General features: G+C 65.1%; 18 protein-coding genes and 2 pseudogenes. 9 read left to right on the top strand and 11 right to left on the bottom strand.

Features of this window, described 5'->3' with window-relative positions; genetic code table 11:
- Nucleotides 1–84 precede the first annotated feature (84 nt).
- Complete coding sequence (locus tag R2676_RS22985; RefSeq protein ID WP_206272133.1) at nt 85–615, top strand: hypothetical protein; 531 nt, start codon at nt 85–87, stop codon at nt 613–615.
- Between the two features lie 125 nt (nt 616–740).
- A complete protein-coding gene (locus R2676_RS22980; protein WP_206272185.1) occupies nt 741–1,634 on the top strand; it encodes a LysR family transcriptional regulator in 894 nt (297 codons plus the stop codon).
- A 17-nt stretch (nt 1,635–1,651) separates the two neighbouring features.
- On the opposite strand, the gene R2676_RS22975 is transcribed toward R2676_RS22980, so the two are convergent.
- The 7 genes from R2676_RS22975 to R2676_RS22945 form a co-directional block, all read right to left on the bottom strand.
- Complete coding sequence (locus R2676_RS22975) at nt 1,652–3,199, bottom strand: acetyl-CoA hydrolase/transferase family protein (RefSeq protein ID WP_206272132.1); 1,548 nt, start codon at nt 3,197–3,199, stop codon at nt 1,652–1,654.
- 269 nt (nt 3,200–3,468) lie between these two features.
- Nucleotides 3,469–5,091, bottom strand: a complete 1,623-nt coding sequence (locus R2676_RS22970; RefSeq protein ID WP_027681497.1) for an ABC-F family ATPase — start codon at nt 5,089–5,091, stop codon at nt 3,469–3,471.
- Between the two features lie 112 nt (nt 5,092–5,203).
- Nucleotides 5,204–6,130 carry a muramoyltetrapeptide carboxypeptidase gene (gene ldcA, locus R2676_RS22965; protein ID WP_206272131.1) on the bottom strand — a complete coding sequence of 309 codons (927 nt, stop codon included), beginning with the start codon at nt 6,128–6,130 and terminating at the stop codon, nt 5,204–5,206.
- Nucleotides 6,127–6,675, bottom strand: coding sequence for a tRNA adenosine(34) deaminase TadA (tadA, locus tag R2676_RS22960; RefSeq protein ID WP_206272130.1), 549 nt, complete (start codon nt 6,673–6,675; stop codon nt 6,127–6,129). Before tadA ends, ldcA begins: the two co-directional genes overlap by 4 nt.
- A 19-nt stretch (nt 6,676–6,694) precedes the next feature.
- Nucleotides 6,695–7,171 carry a 6-carboxytetrahydropterin synthase QueD gene (queD, locus tag R2676_RS22955; RefSeq protein ID WP_206272129.1) on the bottom strand — a complete coding sequence of 159 codons (477 nt, stop codon included), beginning with the start codon at nt 7,169–7,171 and terminating at the stop codon, nt 6,695–6,697.
- A 78-nt stretch (nt 7,172–7,249) separates the two neighbouring features.
- Nucleotides 7,250–7,888 (bottom strand): 7-carboxy-7-deazaguanine synthase, encoded by a 639-nt coding sequence (gene queE / locus R2676_RS22950; RefSeq protein WP_206272128.1) that lies wholly within the window; start codon nt 7,886–7,888, stop codon nt 7,250–7,252.
- 246 nt (nt 7,889–8,134) lie between these two features.
- On the bottom strand, nt 8,135–9,352 hold the full coding sequence (locus R2676_RS22945; RefSeq protein ID WP_206272127.1) for an MFS transporter: 1,218 nt from the start codon (nt 9,350–9,352) through the stop codon (nt 8,135–8,137).
- Between the two features lie 148 nt (nt 9,353–9,500).
- Here R2676_RS22945 and R2676_RS22940 point away from each other — a divergent pair, with 148 nt between their 5' ends.
- From R2676_RS22940 to R2676_RS22925, 4 genes and pseudogenes are all read left to right on the top strand, one after another.
- Nucleotides 9,501–10,418 carry a LysR substrate-binding domain-containing protein gene (locus R2676_RS22940; protein ID WP_206272126.1) on the top strand — a complete coding sequence of 306 codons (918 nt, stop codon included), beginning with the start codon at nt 9,501–9,503 and terminating at the stop codon, nt 10,416–10,418.
- A 3-nt stretch (nt 10,419–10,421) separates the two neighbouring features.
- A pseudogene (locus R2676_RS22935) lies at nt 10,422–10,619 on the top strand (DsbA family protein); the annotation flags it as partial.
- Nucleotides 10,620–10,622: 3 nt separating this feature from the next.
- Nucleotides 10,623–11,450 carry an isocitrate lyase/PEP mutase family protein gene (locus R2676_RS22930; protein WP_206272125.1) on the top strand — a complete coding sequence of 276 codons (828 nt, stop codon included), beginning with the start codon at nt 10,623–10,625 and terminating at the stop codon, nt 11,448–11,450.
- A gap of 123 nt (nt 11,451–11,573) precedes the next feature.
- Nucleotides 11,574–11,819: pseudogene (locus tag R2676_RS22925) on the top strand (MFS transporter); the annotation flags it as partial.
- On the opposite strand, the gene R2676_RS22920 reads toward R2676_RS22925, so the two are convergent.
- Nucleotides 11,812–12,714: a LysR family transcriptional regulator gene (locus tag R2676_RS22920; protein ID WP_206272124.1), complete on the bottom strand. Its 903-nt coding sequence runs from the start codon at nt 12,712–12,714 to the stop codon at nt 11,812–11,814. The pseudogene R2676_RS22925 and the gene R2676_RS22920 overlap by 8 nt on opposite strands.
- A gap of 109 nt (nt 12,715–12,823) precedes the next feature.
- Here R2676_RS22920 and R2676_RS22915 point away from each other — a divergent pair, with 109 nt between their 5' ends.
- On the top strand, nt 12,824–13,705 hold the full coding sequence (locus tag R2676_RS22915; RefSeq protein ID WP_206272123.1) for an MBL fold metallo-hydrolase: 882 nt from the start codon (nt 12,824–12,826) through the stop codon (nt 13,703–13,705).
- Between the two features lie 25 nt (nt 13,706–13,730).
- Nucleotides 13,731–14,426, top strand: coding sequence for a DsbA family protein (locus tag R2676_RS22910; RefSeq protein WP_206272122.1), 696 nt, complete (start codon nt 13,731–13,733; stop codon nt 14,424–14,426).
- A gap of 11 nt (nt 14,427–14,437) precedes the next feature.
- On the opposite strand, the gene thpR is transcribed toward R2676_RS22910, so the two are convergent.
- The 3 genes from thpR to pcaH are packed head-to-tail and all read right to left on the bottom strand — an operon-like array spanning nt 14,438 to nt 16,611.
- Nucleotides 14,438–15,106, bottom strand: coding sequence for an RNA 2',3'-cyclic phosphodiesterase (gene thpR, locus R2676_RS22905; protein ID WP_316857456.1), 669 nt, complete (start codon nt 15,104–15,106; stop codon nt 14,438–14,440).
- Nucleotides 15,107–15,166: 60 nt separating this feature from the next.
- Nucleotides 15,167–15,862, bottom strand: a complete 696-nt coding sequence (gene pcaG / locus R2676_RS22900; RefSeq protein ID WP_004626744.1) for a protocatechuate 3,4-dioxygenase subunit alpha — start codon at nt 15,860–15,862, stop codon at nt 15,167–15,169.
- On the bottom strand, nt 15,862–16,611 hold the full coding sequence (gene pcaH / locus R2676_RS22895) for a protocatechuate 3,4-dioxygenase subunit beta (protein ID WP_206272120.1): 750 nt from the start codon (nt 16,609–16,611) through the stop codon (nt 15,862–15,864). Before pcaH ends, pcaG begins: the two co-directional genes overlap by 1 nt.
- 93 nt (nt 16,612–16,704) lie before the next feature.
- On the opposite strand from pcaH, the gene pcaQ reads away from it, so the two are divergent.
- Nucleotides 16,705–17,649 carry a pca operon transcription factor PcaQ gene (gene pcaQ / locus R2676_RS22890; protein WP_206272119.1) on the top strand — a complete coding sequence of 315 codons (945 nt, stop codon included), beginning with the start codon at nt 16,705–16,707 and terminating at the stop codon, nt 17,647–17,649.
- Nucleotides 17,650–17,692 lie beyond the last annotated feature (43 nt).

Genomic DNA, 17,692 nt, shown 5'->3' with positions numbered 1-17,692 from the left:
CATCGCCCCCGGGGCGGTTATGATCGGTCTATTGTAGAGCCACCAGAGCGCACACTGCAGACGCGCCGGCCGAGGGAGACCAGCATGACCACCAGCATCTATCAGAAGACCGAAAAAGGTCAGGACGAGATCCGCACGCGCGCGAACCACCTCGACCAGCGTCACCGCGCGGTGCTTCTGATGATCAACGGCGAAAAAACCTGCGACGACATCCTCGTGCAGCTTCAGCCGCTCGGCATGACGCAAGCGGTATTCGACGAGCTGGAGAACGGCGGCTATATCCGCCCGCACGCGGCCGGGGCGACCGCGGCGAAGGCTGAACCGGCATCTGCACCCACCGCTGCGGAGACGGCTCCTGCACAGGCAACCACGTCAAAAGAGCCCGCCGCCGAAGGCTATCAACGCCTTTATCGCTTCTACACCGAAACCATCAGCCGGTATCTCGGCCTGCGCGGTTATCTGCTCGAGATGAAGGTGGAGAAAGCCGGCAATGTCGCGGAACTCGTCGCCCTGCGCGACACGCTCAAGGCGGCGCTGACCAAGACGCGCGGCGAGCCGGACACCAGCAACGTCATCGCCCAGCTTGATTTGCTGATCGACGAGGCCACCGGCTAAGCCCGCACGCTCGGACAACAAAAAGGCGGCCACCTCTGCCGCCTTTTTTGTTGAGCACCGTGGAATGGGAAAACTTCATTACCATGGCGAATCCCATTCGCATGCTTCATGGCAAAGGTTTGCCCGTGCCCATCGATATCCGAGCCCTTCGTTACTTCGTCGAAACCGCGCGGCTGCAGAGCTTCACGCAGGCAGCGAGTTCGCTCTCGGTAACACAGTCCACCATCAGCAAGATGGTGCGTCAGTTGGAAAGCGAGGTCGGTCAGCCGTTGTTGATTCGCGAAGGCCGGCAGGTGCGGCTCACCGACGTGGGCCGGGTCGTGTACGCACGGGGCCAGGAAACGCTGGGCGTGGTGCACAGGCTGACGCTTGAAGTGGCGGATCTGTCTTCGCTCGGACGGGGTGAACTCACGGTTGGCATCCCACCGATGGTGAACCTGTTCTTTTCGCCGGTCGTGAGCGCGTTTCGGCAGCGTTATCCCAATGTGGTGCTGAACCTGGCCGAGTCCGGTGGCAAGACGGTGGAGCAGCAAGTGGCCAGCGGCGAACTGGAGGTGGGCGCCACCGTGCTGCCCGGCGACAGCGGGCTCGAACTCGCCACGCGGCAGTTTGCAAAGTATCCGATCTGGGTGGTGGGGCCGCGCAAAGCGAAGTGGGCCAGGGGCAAGACCGTCAGCCTTTCTGCGCTGCGCGACGAACCGCTGCTGTTGCTGGCCGAGGATTTTTCGCTGACGCGCAAGCTGCGACACGCCTTTCTCGAAGCCCGCATCGAGCCGCACATCGCTGCGCAGAGCGGGCACTGGGAATTCCTCGCCTCGATGGCGGCAGCGGGCCTAGGCACAACGTTTTTGCCGCAGCCGCTGGTGACCAACCTTGCGAACCGTGACAAGCTGGCAGTGGCACGGCTGACCACGCCGGACATGGATTGGGCACTCGCGCACCTGTGGTCCCCCGGTCGGTACCTGTCGCACGCCGCGCGCGCATGGCTGGCGACATGCGAGGAAGTGCTGGGCGCCTGAGCAGAGGCGCCCACGCTTCAAGCGCTCAATGCAGACTCCGCGAGCGCACCCTCTTCACTGAACCCCGCCGGGCGCATCGATCCATGATCGCGGAACCGAATATGCCAGGCCAGCGCCTCCTCCAGGAGGTGGGGCGTATGTCCGCCGCGCCGCTGCGCCCGCACAACGTAGTCGCGCAGCAGCTCGCGGTAGCGCGGGTCCGCGCAGTTGCCGATGATCTGGACGGCACGCTCGCGCGGCGCCAATCCACGCAAGTCGGCCAAGCCATGCTCGGTGACGATGATGTCAACGTCGTGCTCGGTGTGGTCCACATGCGAGACCATCGGGACGATGCTCGAGATGTCGCCGTCCTTGGCCAACGACTTGGTCACGAAGACCGACAGATGCGCGTTGCGCGCGAAGTCGCCCGAGCCGCCGATGCCGTTCATCATGTGCGTGCCGCCCACATGCGTTGAATTCACGTTGCCGTAAATGTCGCATTCCAGCGCGGTATTGATGGTGATCAGGCCCAACCGGCGGATCACCTCCGGGTGGTTGCTGATCTCTTGCGGCCGCAGAACCACCCGCGGCTTGTAGCGCTCCAGTTCGGTCAGGAACCGCTTGTAGACCGGGCGTGACAGCGTGATCGACGAAGCCGAGGCAAACGCCAGCTTGCCCGAGTCGAGCAGCTCGATGGAGCTGTCCTGCAAGACCTCCGAATACATCTTGAGGTCATGGAACGGCGAGTCGATGAAGCCATGCAGAACCGCGTTGGAGATCGTCCCGATACCCGCCTGCAATGGTTGCAGCGTGGGGGAAAGACGCCCCGTGCGCACTTCCCGCGCCAGGAACGCGTTCAGATGCCCGGCGATGGCGTTGGTCTCCATATCAGGCGGCAACACGTTAGACGGGCTGTCGTCCTGCCCCGTGATGACGATGGCGGCGATCTTGCGCGGGTCGATCGGGATATACGGCAGGCCGATGCGCTGCTCCGCTGCAATGAGCGGAATCGGCTGGCGATAAGGCCGCTGCACCGGGAAGAAGATATCGTGCAGCCCTTCCAGATTGGCGGGCATGTTCAGGTTGATCTCGACGATCACCTGCTTCGCCAGCACCGCGAAACTTGCGGAATTGCCCACCGACGTCGTCGGCACGATGCCGCCATTCTCGGTGATGGCTGTGGCTTCCACCACCGCCACATCCAGCGGCGCAATCTGCCGCGAACGCAGTTGCTCGACGGTTTCCGACAAGTGCTGGTCAATGAACATGACCTCGCCTGCGTTGATCTTGCGCCGCAAGGTGGCATCGGCCTGAAACGGCAGGCGACGAGCGATCACATTGGCTTCGGCCAATACCTTGTCGATGTCGGTGCCCAACGAGGCGCCTGTCATCAAGGTGATGCGCAGCGGCTCGTGCGCGGCACGCCGGGCCAGGGCAAACGGTACGGCCTTGCAGTCGCCGGCGCGGGTGAAGCCGCTCATGCCGACCGTCATGCCATCGCGGATCAACGTCGCGGCTTCGTCCGCAGACACCACTTTGTCCAGCAGGGATTGCAGGCGAATGCGGCCGCCAATATCAGAGGTCATCTCGTCTCCTGGGTACTTCGCCGAGCCTGCGTTTGGCGCTTCTTGGTGCGACGCGCGACGCCTTGCCTGCAGCTCTCGGCCTGTTCACTGTGATATGCGATCCCAGTGTAGCGACGGCAATGCATTCCGATGGCGACAAAAAATCATGGAAGCCAGTCGGTTTTTTCATAAAACGACCACCTTGGCGGCGCGCGGCAGCCGCATTGGGCGGGCACCAAAAACAAAGGGCCGCACATCGGCGGCCCTTGGCTACGGCAGAGGATTGGCGCTCAGACTTCGACGCCCTGGCTTTGCAGGTATTCGTCGTAGGTGCCGAGGTAGTCGGTCAGCGTGCCGTCCGGGCGCACTTCGATCACACGTGTGGCCAGGGCGCTGATCAACTCGCGATCATGCGACACGAAGATCAGCGTGCCTTCGAACTTGTCGAGCGCGATCTGCAGCGACTCAATGGACTCCATGTCCATGTGGTTGGTCGGCTCGTCCAGCGCCAGCACGTTGTGGCGGCCGAGCATCAGCTTGCCCCAGATCATGCGGCCCTTTTCGCCACCGGACAGCACCTTCACACTCTTCTTGATGTCGTCGGCAGAGAACAGCAGGCGGCCCATGGTGCCGCGCAGCGATTGGTCGTCATCGCCGGGCTGCATCCACTGGCTCATCCAGTCCATCAGGTCGCGGTCTTCGGGGAATTCTTCGTAGGTGTCCTGCGGCATGTAGCCGACATTGGCGTTCTCGGCCCACTTGACGGTGCCACCGTCGATCTCGATGCCGCGCTGCACACCGGTCTTCACGGCGCCGTTCAGCAGGCAACGCAGCAGCGTGGTCTTGCCCGCGCCGTTCTCACCGATGATGGCGATCCGCTCGCCCGCGCGCACGGCCATCGTCAGGCCATCGAAAATCTTGCGGTCGTACGTCTTGCGTGCGTTCTCGGTTTCCACTGCCAGGTTGTGCAGCTTCTTCTCCATCTCGAAGCGGACGAACGGGTTCTGGCGCGACGACGGCTTGATGTCTTCGACCTTGATCTTGTCGATCATCTTCAGGCGCGACGTGGCTTGGCGTGCCTTGGACTTGTTGGCCGAGAAGCGGCGCACGAAGTCCTGCAGGTCGGAGATGCGCTCCTTGGCCCGCGCGTTGGCGGCCTGCAGGCGTTCGCGCGCCTGCATGGAGGCTTCCATGTAGTCGTCGTAGTTGCCGGGGTAGACCTTCAGCGTGCCGTAATCCATGTCGGCCATGTGCGTGCAGACCGAGTTCAGGAAGTGGCGATCGTGGGAGATGATGATCATGGTGGAATTGCGCTCGTTGAGCACCGATTCCAGCCAGCGGATCGTGTTGATGTCGAGGTTGTTGGTCGGCTCGTCCAGCAGCAGCACGTCCGGGTTCGAGAACAGCGCCTGCGCCAGCAGCACACGCAGCTTCCAGCCGGGCGCGACGTTGCTCATTGTGCCGTTGTGCTGGTCGGTCGGAATGCCGACGCCCATCAGCAGTTCACCGGCACGCGCTTCGGCGGTGTAGCCGTCGTATTCGGCGTACTTGGCCTCCAGGTCGGCGGCCTTCATGTAGTCGTCGTCGGTGGCTTCCGGGTTGGCGTAGATGGCATCGCGCTCCTGCGCGGCGGCCCACATTTCGGTGTGGCCCATCATCACGACGTCCAGCACGCGCATGTCTTCGTAGGCGAACTGGTCCTGGCGCAGTTTGCCCAGGCGCACGCCCGGTTCCAGGATCACGTTGCCGGAGCTGGGCTCCAGATCGCCGCCCAGGATCTTCATGAAGGTCGACTTGCCGCAACCGTTGGCGCCGATCAGGCCATAGCGATTGCCCTCGCCAAACTTGACCGAGATGTTCTCGAACAAGGGCTTGGGCCCGAACTGCATGGTGATGTTGGCGGTGGAAAGCACGTGGAAACCTTGATTTGGAAAGCGGTGATCTGGCGACGCAGGCACTCGGCCGTCCGCCATTTGGAGAACCTGAGATTTTACCACCCGGACGTGACCCGGATGGCCGGAAGACTTATGCCCTCAGTGTCGGATACCCCGACAAGTGCAGCGTAAAGCCCGCGGCGTCGACATCCAGCTCGGCATGTGCGCCAATCGGCAGCGTCGCCTTGGTCGGGCAATGGCCGAACGGCAATCCCGTGACGACCGGAATCGACAGATGTTCGGCCAGGTAATCGCGCATGGCGTCGAAATCGTAGCCGGCGTCGTACGGCGTGGTGCGATAGCCGGAAAAATCGCCCAGTACCAGCGCCTGCTGCGCATCGAGCACGCCGGCCTGCTGCAATTGCAGCAGCATGCGCTCAACGCGGTACGGATGTTCGTTGATGTCCTCAACGAACAGGATGCCGTCGCGAATGTCCGGCAGATACGGCGTGCCGATCAAACTGCACAGCATGGCCAGATTGCCGCCCCACAGCGTGCCGGCATAGCGCCCGGGCCGCGGGCAGCCTTTGGGTTGCGGCCCCTCCACGCGCAGCGCATAGGTCGGGCTGCGCAAAATGCCCCAAAAGTGTTCGGCCATGAACGGGTCGACCGTCTCCAGCCCGAAGTCCGAACAGACGTGCGGACCGGCAAACGTCACGCCGCCCGTGGCCGCCAGGTACGCCAGCGAAAACACGGTGAAATCGCTGTGGCCGACGATGATGGCGTCGGTGGCCTGCGCGCGGCGGCCGATGTCGATGAAGTCGATGCGATCCAGCAAGCGCGTCAGGCCATACCCGCCGCGAATGGCCATGGCGATTTCCTGGCCGCTGCCCGTGCCGATCTGGTTGAGGTCGGCCAGACGCGCCAGTTCGCCGCCGGCAAAGCGCTGATGCTGCCGGCTCAGGCACTCGCGGTTGACGACCACGCAGCCCTGCGCTTCCAACGCCGCCACGCCGCGCCGGGCGATGGCCGCATCGTTCGGATAACCGGAAGGCGCAATCAGGCGGACAGTGGTCATGTGGCGGTTTCGTCAGGTTCGGTGGACTCCAGGCGCGCGGCCTTCTGGCTCGCGCGGCGCTCGGCAAAGAAGGCGCGCAGCATGTCGCCGCATTCCTGCGCGAGCACGCTACCGGTGATGGCGGTCTGGTGGTTCAGCCGCGTCTCGGCAAACAGGTCGAGGATGCTGCCCGCGGCGCCCGTCTTGGGGTCCGGCGCGCCGTAGACGACGCGCGCCACACGGGCATGCAGCATGGCGCCGGCGCACATCACGCACGGCTCCAGCGTCACGAAGACTTCGCAGTCGGGCAGGCGGTAGTTGCCGAGCTTTTCGGCGGCCTGCCGCAGGGCGCGCATCTCGGCATGCGCCGATGGATCGTGCGTGCCGATCGGCGCGTTGTAGCCGACGCCGACGATCTCGTTGCCGCGCACGACCACTGCGCCCACCGGCACCTCGCCCTGCCCCCATGCGAACTTGGCCTGCACGAGCGCCTGCTGCATCCAGTAACCGTCGCGCTCGGGGGCGGACATGTCGGCGGGCGGGGTGAGGACGTGCGGTGTGGTCATGCGATCCGGCGCTGTCGAATCAATCCTGCTCGTGCGGGCGCGCGAGCTTCACGTCGGCCCAGCAGTTCGGAGTTTCGTACAGCACGAGCTTGGACAGGCGCAGATGATGCCCGAACGTGTTGCGGAACACCGGCTCGAGAATGTCGAAGGCCACCTGGGCGAGGTTCTCGACGGTGGGCACGTCGTTCAGCACGACGGTCTTGTGACCGCCTTCGATGTCGTTCAGGAATTCAACGAGCTTCGTGTCGCCGCGATAGACGAGGAAAGCGTGATCCCACAGGTCGACGAGGTGCTTGTTGGCGAGCTGCTTGACGTCGCCGAAGTCGAGGATCATGCCGTCGTCGGCGGCTTTGTCGTTGTGCAGGACTTCGCCGGTCAGCGTGAGTTCGAGCTGGTAGCGATGGCCGTGCAGGTTGCGGCACTGGCCGGCATGGCCCGGGATGCGGTGGCCGGCGTCGAATTCGAGCCGGCGCGTAATGGAAACGGTCTTGGTCATGGAGCAAGGTGGCGGCAGCGGGCGCCGCGAAACGGCTGGAACCGGCAGAAAACCGGGGACAAAGTGCTGCGGCCCGCCTTAGCGGATGCCCAGCATCTTATGGGTTTGCAGCGACAGGCGCCAGCGCGGCCGGCGCTGGCACAGCTCAACGGCAGCCGCCGTATTTTGCCGGGCGAGCGGGCCGTCCATGGCCTGCAGGAAGAAATGCTGGAAATCCAGCCGTTCGTATGCGTCGAGGTCTTGCCCGTCTTGCGGGATCACCACTTTCAGTTCGTCGCCGCGCGTGACGACGAGTTCGGAGCCCATCTTGGGGCTCACGCACACCCAGTCGATGCCGTCCGGCACGGCGATGGTGCCGTTGGTCTCGATGGCGATTTCGAAGCCGCGTGCGTGCAGCGCGTCGATCAGCGGCTTATCGAGTTGCAGCAGCGGCTCGCCGCCGGTGCAGATGACGAGCGGCTTGCCGCCGGTGGCGCTGGCCGGCCATTCGGCGGCAACGGTATCGGCGAGTGCGTCGGCGGTGGCGTATTTGCCGCCTTGCGTGCCGTCCGTGCCGACGAAGTCGGTGTCACAGAACTGGCAGACGGCGGTGGCGCGATCGGCTTCGCGCCCACTCCAGAGATTGCAGCCGGCAAAGCGGCAGAAGACAGCTGCGCGGCCGGTGTTGGCACCCTCGCCTTGCAGCGTGTAGAAGATTTCCTTGACGGCGTAAGTCATGTCTGAACGGTGGCATTCACAGGAGAACGACGCAAAAGCGACGTAATTCCCGCGCAAACCGTACCAGTGCCCACTAGTGATTAACCCGGTATTGTTTCACAAATCGGGCTCGTGCGTCGCCCTACCCGCAGAAGGACGCCAACGTCACAAAAGAAAATGCACCTTCCGGCGTCAGCCACGCCGCAAAGACCAGGGCAGCGCCGGCCGCCGCCAGCGCCCACGCCGCCCATCGATTGAGCCGACCCTTCATGCCGGTAGCGCCATCGGCGTGCGCGCGAGTTGGCGATCGTCGATCGGCCAGTGCAGGAGCGCGGCCACCACGCCGAGCACCATCGCACCAAACCAGATTGCATCGTAGGAATGCAGGTGGTCGTACACCACGCCGCCCAGCCACACGCCCAGGAAGGCGCCGATCTGGTGACCGAGAAACACGAAGCCGAACAGCGTGCCGATGTAGCGCACCCCGAACACCTGCGACAGCAGCCCGTTCGTCAGCGGCACCGTGCCGAGCCACAGCAGGCCCATCACGATGGCAAACGCATACAGCGTTGCCGGCGACAGCGGGAGCAGGATGAATAGCGCAATTGCCGCCGTGCGAATCAGGTACAGCAACGACAGCAGATACTTGCGCCGGAACAGCCCGCCCAGTGCGCCGCAGTAATACGTGCCGACGATGTTGGCGGCGGCAATCAGCGCCAGCGCGACCATGCCGTGGCGGCCGGTGAGCCCCTTGTCGAGCAGATACGCCGGCATGTGCGCACCGATAAAGGCGAGCTGGAATCCGCACGTCAGGAACCCCAGATTCAGCAGCCAGAAACCGCGGTGGGCGAAGGCCTCGCGGATGGCTGCGCCCATGCTTTGATGCGCCTCCTGCACGGTGGCACTCGATGCCCTCTCGCGCAGCGGCGCGGCCAGCGGCATGAAGATCGCCATGACCACCGCCATGACAACCAGCGCCGTCACCCAGCCGACCGTGCTGAGCAAGCCCTGCGCCGTCGGCACCATCACAAACTGGCCGACACCGCCCACCGCGCCCGCCACGCCCAGCGCCCAGCTGCGCCGCTCGGGCGGCGTCAATCGGCTGATCGCGCCATACACCACGCCGAACGACGTGCCTGACAGCCCCAGCCCGATCAGCCCGCCGGCCGAGAGCGTGAAGCCCAGCGGCGTGCCCGCATGTGCCATCAGCAACAAACCGAGCGCATAGACGACGATGCCGGCCACCACCACCTTGGCGGCACCGTAGCGGTCGGCCAGCATGCCCGCAAAAGGCTGTGCCGCGCCCCAGATGAGGTTTTGCAACGCGATCGCCAGGCCGAAGGTTTCGCGTGTCCAGCCATGGCCCATCGTGACCGGCACGAGGAAGAGCCCTTGCACGTGCCGAATGCCCAGCGCCACGCCGATCACCGCGCCGCCGGCCAATACCGGCAACCAGGGCGATTGCGCGAGAGATTTCAATGTCATGAGCGTTTCTCTCCGATGTGACTGACATTCCAGCTTCGCAAGCGTGCGGAGCGTGCATGAGACTGGAATGTCGTCCGATGGCTTATTAAACTTCGCCCTATCCGGCTTCTCAATTGATCTTTGAGAACGCCTTGCATGAGGAAAACGCATGTCGACTCCCCTGGTTCGGTTGGCCTCCCTGGACTTGCTGCGCGGCTTCGTGGCGGTGGGCCGGCGCATGAGCATCACGCTCGCGGCCGATGATCTGTGCCTGACGCAATCGGCGGTGAGCCGGCAGGTGTCCGCATTGGAAGAGGCGCTGGGTGTGAAGCTGCTGGTGCGCGGGCACCGCTCGATTGCGTTCACGCCCGAGGGCGAACGCCTGTTCCGCAGCGCCGACAGCGCCGTGCAGCAGTTGCAGGACGCCATCGGCGCCATTCGTGTGGCGGCCGAACGGCGGCCGGTCACGATTACGGCCAGCATCGGCGTCACCGGCCTGTGGCTGCTGCCGCGCCTCGCCCGCTTCCAGCAGCAATACCCCGACATCGACGTGCGCGTGGCCACCAACAACCGCCTCGTCGATTTGAAGAACGAAGGCATTGAACTTGCCATCCGGTATTGCCCACCGAGCGATGCGCCGCCCGGCGCCATCCGGCTGTTTGGGGAGACCGTTGCGCCGGTCGCGCATCCGTCGCTGGGGCTGCGCTCGCTGGATTCCGCCGAGGCGCTTGCCGGCCAAACGCTACTCGACTTTGACGACCGCGACCTGCGCCGCCCCTGGCTCCAATGGACTGACTGGCTGGCCGCCGCCGGCTGGAGCCACGCCAAGCCGCGCACCGTGCTGCGCTTCAACCAGCACGACCAGATCATCCATGCAGCGGTGGCCGGCCAAGGCATCGCGCTGGGCCGTCTGGAGTTGATCGCGCCGCTGCTGGCGGACGGCCGCCTGGTCACCGTACCGACCATCGCCCCGGGGGTGCGCAATACGCATGCGTACTGGTTAATCCAATCCGAGCCGAACCCGCGCCGCGACGTGCGCGATGTGGCTGCCTGGATCTGTTCGGAAGCGGCCACGCACGCTGCATGAAAGGTGCTTGAGGCGAGCACTGACAACGCTCGTTTTACCGCCCTGCGCGAGCAAACGCACGCCGCGCAGATTCGTGGCATCTTTGGCGCTCCCATGTTCTTTGTCGGCGACGCGATGTTCTGGGGCAATGACCGCCTGGACGATGCGCTCGCCTGTGCCGCAGCAGTGCAGTCCAACCCTCATCCCCTTCACACCGGATAGCCCATGCCGACCCAGATCGAAAAAGCCCACGCCTTCCGCGCGCTGCACGAACGCAGCGGCACCTTTGTGATTCCCAACCCGTGGGACCCGGGCTCGGCCCGGCTGCTGGCATCGCTGGGCTTCGAAGCATTGACCAGTACCAGCGCCGGCTTCGCGTTCTCGCGCGGGTTGCCCGACTATGGCGTCGGCCGCGACACCATCCTCGCGCACGTGGCCGATCTGGCAGCCGCCACGGATGTGCCCATGGCCGCCGACCTGGAAAACGGCTTTGGCGATGCGCCGGAAGCCGTCGCCGAGACCATCCGCCTGGCGGGCGCCACGGGCATCGTCGGCGGCTCGATTGAAGACGCGACGGGTCGCGCAGATGCGCCCATCTACTCGCTGGAGGCTTCGGTCGACCGCGTGCGCGCTGCGGTGGAGGCTGCGCGCGCGTTGCCGTTTCCGTTCACGCTCACCGCGCGCGCCGAGAACCACCTGCACGGCCGCAACGACCTGGCCGACACGATCCGCCGCCTGCAGGCTTTCCAGGACGCCGGCGCCGACGTGCTCTACGCCCCCGGCCTGAAAACGCGCGACGAGATCGCCACCGTGCTGCGCGAGATTGATCGGCCGCTCAACGTGCTGATGGGCTTCGCCGACGGCAACCTTAGCGTGGCCGAGTTGACGGAATTGGGCGTCAAGCGCATCAGCGTGGGCGCGACACTCGCACGCGTTGCCATGGGAGCCTTCCTGCGGGCGGCGGAAGAGCTGCGCACCGCCGGCACATTCGCCTTCGCGCGCGACGCTGCCAGTGGGGCCAAGCTCAACAGCGTCTTTGAGCCGTTCGCCTGAAGCTCTCGATTAACGGAAAGCCAATCGCTCGTGGCGCCTCCTTGACCGAAACCCAGATCGCCCAGCGGCCTGTGCAAGATCCCGGCAGGCATCTGAGTGCTCGGCTGTGTCAGCCCGCCGATGATCGGCATCATGCTCGGCTCGCTGGCCACCCCGGTCGCCCACACCGCACCGGCCGACTTGCGCGGTACCGCTTACGGCATGTTCAACCTCGTAAGCGGGTTGGCTATGTTGGCTGCGAGCGTTCTGGCGGGCTTGTTGTGGGACAGGCTTGGCGCAGCCGCGACATTCCACGCGGGGGCGGTGTTCTGCCTGCTGGCGTTGGGCCTGTTGGCTATGCGAAGGAAATCTGCCGGCCCAATCACGTGACGTTCGGCTGCGCCCTGAACCAGTCCACCAGAAAATCCAGCATCGCCCGCAGCGCCGCCGGCATCTGCCTGCGCGAGCTGTACACGCCGTGAATGCCCAGCGCCTGCGGCACGTGGTCGGGCAACAAACGCACGAGTTGCCCGCTGGCGATCAGCGGCGCGGCGGCAAACACCGGCTGCAACGCAATCCCCGCGCCCTCCCGCGCCGCTGCCAGCAGCACCATCGATTCATTCGCACTCAGATTGCCGCCCACCGGCACGTCTGATGGCGCGCCCGTCTTCGCCTCGGTGAACTCCCACAGGCTCTTGCCGAAGTACGAATACGTCAGGCAGTTGTGAACGGCCAGGTCTTGCACGCGGCGCGGCGTACCGTGCGCGGCCAGGTAAGACGGCGCCGCCACCACGACGGATTCGCACATGCCCAGCGGCCGCGCAATCAGGTTCGGATCCAGATCGTTGGTGATGCGCACGGCCAGGTCGATGCGTTCTTCCACGAGGTTGATGGTGCGGTTGTCGACCACCAGATCGACGGCCGTTTGCGGATAGCGCCGCAGGTAGGCCGTCACCGCCGCGCTCAACGTCTGCTGCGCCAGGGACTGCGCGCAGGCAATGCGCAGGAGCCCGCGCGGCGTATCGGCTTCGGGGCCATCCGCCACGGCCATCTGCGAAGCGATTTCCAGCATCTGGCGGCAGCGCGCAAGCGTGGCCTCGCCGGCGGGTGTCAGGCCGATGCGGCGCGTGGTCCGGTGCAGCAGCCGCGCGCCGGACCACGCCTCCATCTGCGCCAGATAGCGCGTGACCATCGCGCGCGACATGTCGAGCGCTTCGGCGGCGGCGCTCAGGCTGCCGCGCTCGACAATCGCCACAAACACTTCGGCCGACGTGATGCGATCCATATTTGATCGATTAGAGAAACAAATATGCGCATCTTAGGGGGTTTTTCGATCGGATCAAGCAACCTACAGTGGCGACATTGCACGCATTTCATCCGACTGGAGAAACCCGATGTCCCTGCTCCGCACCCTGCTTGCCGCCGGCCTGGTCAGCGCCGGCCTTGCTGCTCACGCTGCCCCGCCCGCCCCCTTGCATCTCGAGGTCTACAACCCCGGCGCCAAGGGCATCTTCCCGGTGTCGTCGGAAATCATCAGCGGCGCACACGAGGCGATCCTGATCGACGCGCAATTCCAGCGCAGCGATGCAGAGGCGCTCGTGCAGAAACTCAAGGCCAGCGGCAAGACGCTCACTACGGTCTACATCAGCCAGAGCGATCCGGATTATTACTTCGGCCTCGACGTCATCCGCGCTGCCTTCCCGAACGCGAAAATCGTGGCAACACCGCAAACCGTGGCCGCCATCAAGGCATCAATGAACGGCAAGCTCGCCTACTGGGGCCCGATCCTCAAGGACAACGCGCCCAAGACGCTCGTGCTGCCCGACGTGCTGAATGCCGACCACCTCACGCTGGAAGGCCGCACCATCGAGATCAAGGGCCTGAACGGCCCCGACGCGGCACGTACGTATCTGTGGATCCCATCGATCAAGACCGTGGCCGGCGGCGTGGTCGTCAACAGCGGCGACCACGTTTGGGTGGCCGACACGCAGACGCGCGAATCGCGCCTGGGCTGGTTGCAGACGCTGGACAACATCACAGCGCTCAAGCCGACGACCGTGGTGCCCGGTCACTTCACGGGTGCAATGCCAACGGGGCTGGACGCGGTACGCTTTACCGCGGATTACCTGAAAACCTTCGAGGTACAGGCCGCCAAGGCCAACAACTCGGCGGAGCTGATCAAGGCGATGAAGGCGGCTTATCCGACGCTGGCCGGCGATGCATCGCTGGAGCTGAGCGCCAAGGTCATCAAGGGCGAAATGAAGTGGCCGCAGTAAGCTGGTCTGCCACCGAGGAAACAACATGACGACGTTGCATTACATCTACGACCCGCTGTGTGGCTGGTGCTACGGCGCCGCGCCGCTGGTGGAGGCCGCGCGCACGGTGCCGGGCCTCACGATCGCCTTCCACGGCGGCGGCATGCTTGCTGGCACGAACCGCCGTACGGTCACGCCTCAGTGGCGCGACTACGTGATGCCGCACGACCACCGCATTGCCGAGTTGACCGGCCAGCCCTTCGGCGAGCCCTACTTTGAAGGCCTGTTGCGCGACACCACGGCCGTGATGGATTCGGAGCCCCCCATTACCGCCGTGCTTGCAGCCGAGGCACTCGGCGGCCGCGGGCTGGACATGATCCATCGCATCCAGCGCGCGCATTACGAACAAGGCCGTCGCATTGCAGATGTGCCGGTACTGCGCGCGCTGGCAGCCGAGATCGGCCTATCGCCCGAAGCATTCGATGCGGAATACGCGCGGCAAGCCGGTACGCTCACGCAGCAGCACATCGCCCAAAGCCGACAGTGGCTCGATCGAGTGGGCGGTCAGGGTTTTCCGACGTTTGCGCTGGAAGATGCCGATGGCCAACTGGGCATCATCGACGTTGGCCCGTGGCTCGGTAAACCGGAACCCTGGGCCCAGGCGCTGACGCAGCACATCGGCGCGCCTGCCCCGATGAACCAAGCCGATGGCCCTGTCTGCGGGCCGGACGGCTGCGCATAACAACGTGGCGCTCAGCCTTTGAGCGCCCAGCGGCAGAGTTCGTCGTAGCGCGTTTTGCCGAGCCAGCTATGGATGAGAACGAACTCGCGCACGGTCCACGTGATGGGCTCGACCGCTTTCGGCGCAAAGCCGCCGCGGTCATACAACAGCGTGATGTGCGGCTTGAAATGCCCACGCGGCACTGGCACGGCGGCATGTTGGAGCGCCTCGCCCAGCGCCGCCTGAAACGCCATCAGGCCGCCCACACCCTCATCCCCCAGCAGCACAAACGGCCGATGGTCGCGCCGGCCATGAAAGCTCACCACTTGGTTGAACGTGGCGTCGAATGCCGGCAATGCGAGGCCGGCCGCTGCTGCGCGCACACGCGCCACGACGTCGTCCGGCGGCAGATGAACGAAATCGCCAAGGTGATGCAGCGTGACATGCAGGCGCTCCGTACGCAGCGCCTTGCCCTTGAAGCCCACGACGGGCCGCAATTGCTGGATCAGCCGCGCGATGCGCTCGGCGGTATCCACGTCAGGCTTGATCGCCAGAAACAGGCGATGCGCGGGCAATTGCGGGGTGGCTTCGAATCCGGGAAGAGTGAGCTGGGTCACGGCAGGGTCGTCAAACGCCGGGCTGGCGATCCACCCATTATCGACGCCCGCATGACGTCCCGCTGAAAGTCGTGTTGCTCGCATCAAAAACAACGCCCGGCGGTGTGAACCTGCCGGGCGTGGTCCTCGGATGTGATGCGGCGATCAGATATCGAAGAACACGGTCTCCGCGCCGCCATCCGGCGTGTCTTGCAGGCGCACGTCGAAGGTGTAGACCACCTCGCCGTTACGCTCGCTGCGCTGGGCAATCAGCGTCTTGCGGCGCACTTCCCACTCGATGCCGTTCAGCACCGGGTCCGTGCCGTTGGCCGCAGCCTCGTCGCTGAAATACACGCGGGTGTGCAGGCCGAGGTTGATGCCGCGGGCAAACAGGATCATGCAGATGTGCGGTGCCTGCGTGGTCCCGCTGCGGCCGGCCACGGCGCCCGGCTTGATGGTGTCGAAGCGATAGACGCCCGTATCGAAATCGGCGCCGGCGCGGCCCCAGCCGCGGAATGCCGGGTCGACAGGTTTGTCTTGCCGATCGGCCGGATGGGCGTACTTGCCGTCCGCGTTGGCTTGCCAGATCTCGATCAGCACGTCGCGCACGAGCGAGCCCGAGCCATCGTAGACGCGGCCTTCCAGCGCGATGCGTTCGCCGCGTGTGGCAGGCGTCGTCAGGACGCTGCCGAATTCCTTGTCGTAGATGTCGAAGCCGGCCTGGCGCGGTGCAAGACCGATGTGCACGTACGGGCCGCCCGTCTGCGATGCGGTCTCGTTGAAATGCGCGAACGGCGGCGTTGTCGTCATGGCCGTTGCCTGGGCACGTTCGAGCGATTCACGCAGTGTGGTCGTGGTCATCACTTGGCTCCTTGCGGGGCGGGCACGGCGTTTTCGAAATGCGTGGCACGGCGGCCGCGCAGCGTGATATCGAAGCGGTAGCAGCGGCTGTCGAGCGGCACGTGGTTCGCCGTGTCGTGCAGCGCGATCAGACCGCGCACCTGCTCTTCGCTCGGGATGGTCTTGATGATCGGGCACTGCGCGATCATTGGGTCGCCCTCGAAGTACATCTGCGTGATCAGGCGCTGCGCCCAGCCATCGCCCGAGAGCGAGTAATGGATGTGCGACGGGCGCCAGTCGTTGATGCGATTGCGCCACGGATACGGGCCGGGCTTGATGGTGCGATAGACGTAGTAGCCGTTGGCATCCGTCAGCATGCGGCCGCAGCCGCCAAAGTTCGGGTCGATCGGCGCGATGTACTGGTCTTTCTTGTGGCGATAGCGGCCGCCGGCGTTGGCCTGCCACACCTCCACCAGCGCGTTCGGCACGGGGCGGCCGAACTCGTCGCGCACGTAGCCGTGGACGATGATGCGCTCGCCGATCGGCAGGCCTTCCTTGGCGTAGTTGAGGATCAGGTCGTTGTCGAGCGCGCCCAGGTCGTCGGCGTGGAACACCGGTGCGGTGGTTTCCGACAGCGTATTCAGGGTGGAGATGAGCGCGTTGCGCGGCGAGCGCAGCACGCTGGTCTTGTAGCCGGGGGTCAGTGCGGGCGGATGCTGCGCGGTGTCGCGCTGGGCGAATTCGCCGGTGCCGGAAAGCGGCAGGGTCATGGGGCGTCTCCTTATGAAATCGTGCAGAGACTGTATCGCCGACAAAAAGTGAAGTAAATTGACTTCTTATCGGAAAATCGATAACCACAAGTTATGGAAAGTACCCTCTCAGCGGACTTGCCGTCCCGCATCCGGTTTCGCCATCTGAGCTGCTTTGTCGCCATCGCGCAGGAGCGCAACCTGCGGCGCGCCGCCGAGCGGTTGCATCTGAGCCAGCCGGCGGTATCGAAAACGCTCGGTGAGCTGGAGGCGCTGGCGGGTGTGCAGCTCGTGGAGCGCGGCCGGCAAGGCGCACGGCTCACCGCGGCCGGCGAGCAATTCCTGCGGCATGCAGTGGGCGTGACGCAGGCGCTGGAATCGGCCACCGCGGCGCTGATGGGTTCGACGGACGCTTCCGCGCCGGTCGTACATGTGGGCGCCCTGCCGACGGTGGCCAGCAGCCTGCTGCCCCAGGCGATTGCCCATTTGCACGCGCAGCGACCGCATGCCGGCGTGCGGTTGCGCACCGGCACCAATGTCGAGCTGCTGACCGCGCTCAAGGCCGGCGAACTCGATTTCATCGTCGGGCGCATGGCCGAGCCGGATCGCATGCAGGGGCTGTCGTTCGAGTTGCTGTATGCCGAGCCGCTGGCGCTCGTCGTGCGGCCGGGGCATCCGCTGCTGACGCAGGCAGGCGCGTCGGCCTCGCTGCAGGCGGTGCTGGATTACCCGCTGGTGATCGCCACGCCGGGCACGGTGCCGCGCCATCACACCGAAGCGCTGTTCCAGACGCACGGGCTGCGCTTGCCGGCGGGCGTGACGGAAACGCTTTCGGTGTCCGTCGCACGGTTGCTGGCGTGCCGATCCGACGCGGTGTGGATCACCCCCGAGCGCGCGGCGGGCGACGACCTGGCGCATGGTCAACTCGCCCGTCTGGACATCGTCACGTCGGGCACCAAGGAGCCCGTCGGCCTGCTGCGCAGAAGCGCCGCCACGCCCAGCGAACTGGCCAGCGCGTTCATGGAACTGCTGACGGAGCTAGCGCAGACGCCCGGCTGAGCCGCCCTGCGCTCAAAAAAAATGCCGACCCCCTGGCCGGCAT

It is taken from the genome of Ralstonia flatus (assembly GCF_958439105.1).
Classification (GTDB): Bacteria; Pseudomonadota; Gammaproteobacteria; order Burkholderiales; family Burkholderiaceae; genus Ralstonia; species Ralstonia flatus.
The sequence above is the reverse complement of the archived record's forward strand: the minus strand, read 5'-3'. Positions and strand labels throughout refer to the sequence as shown.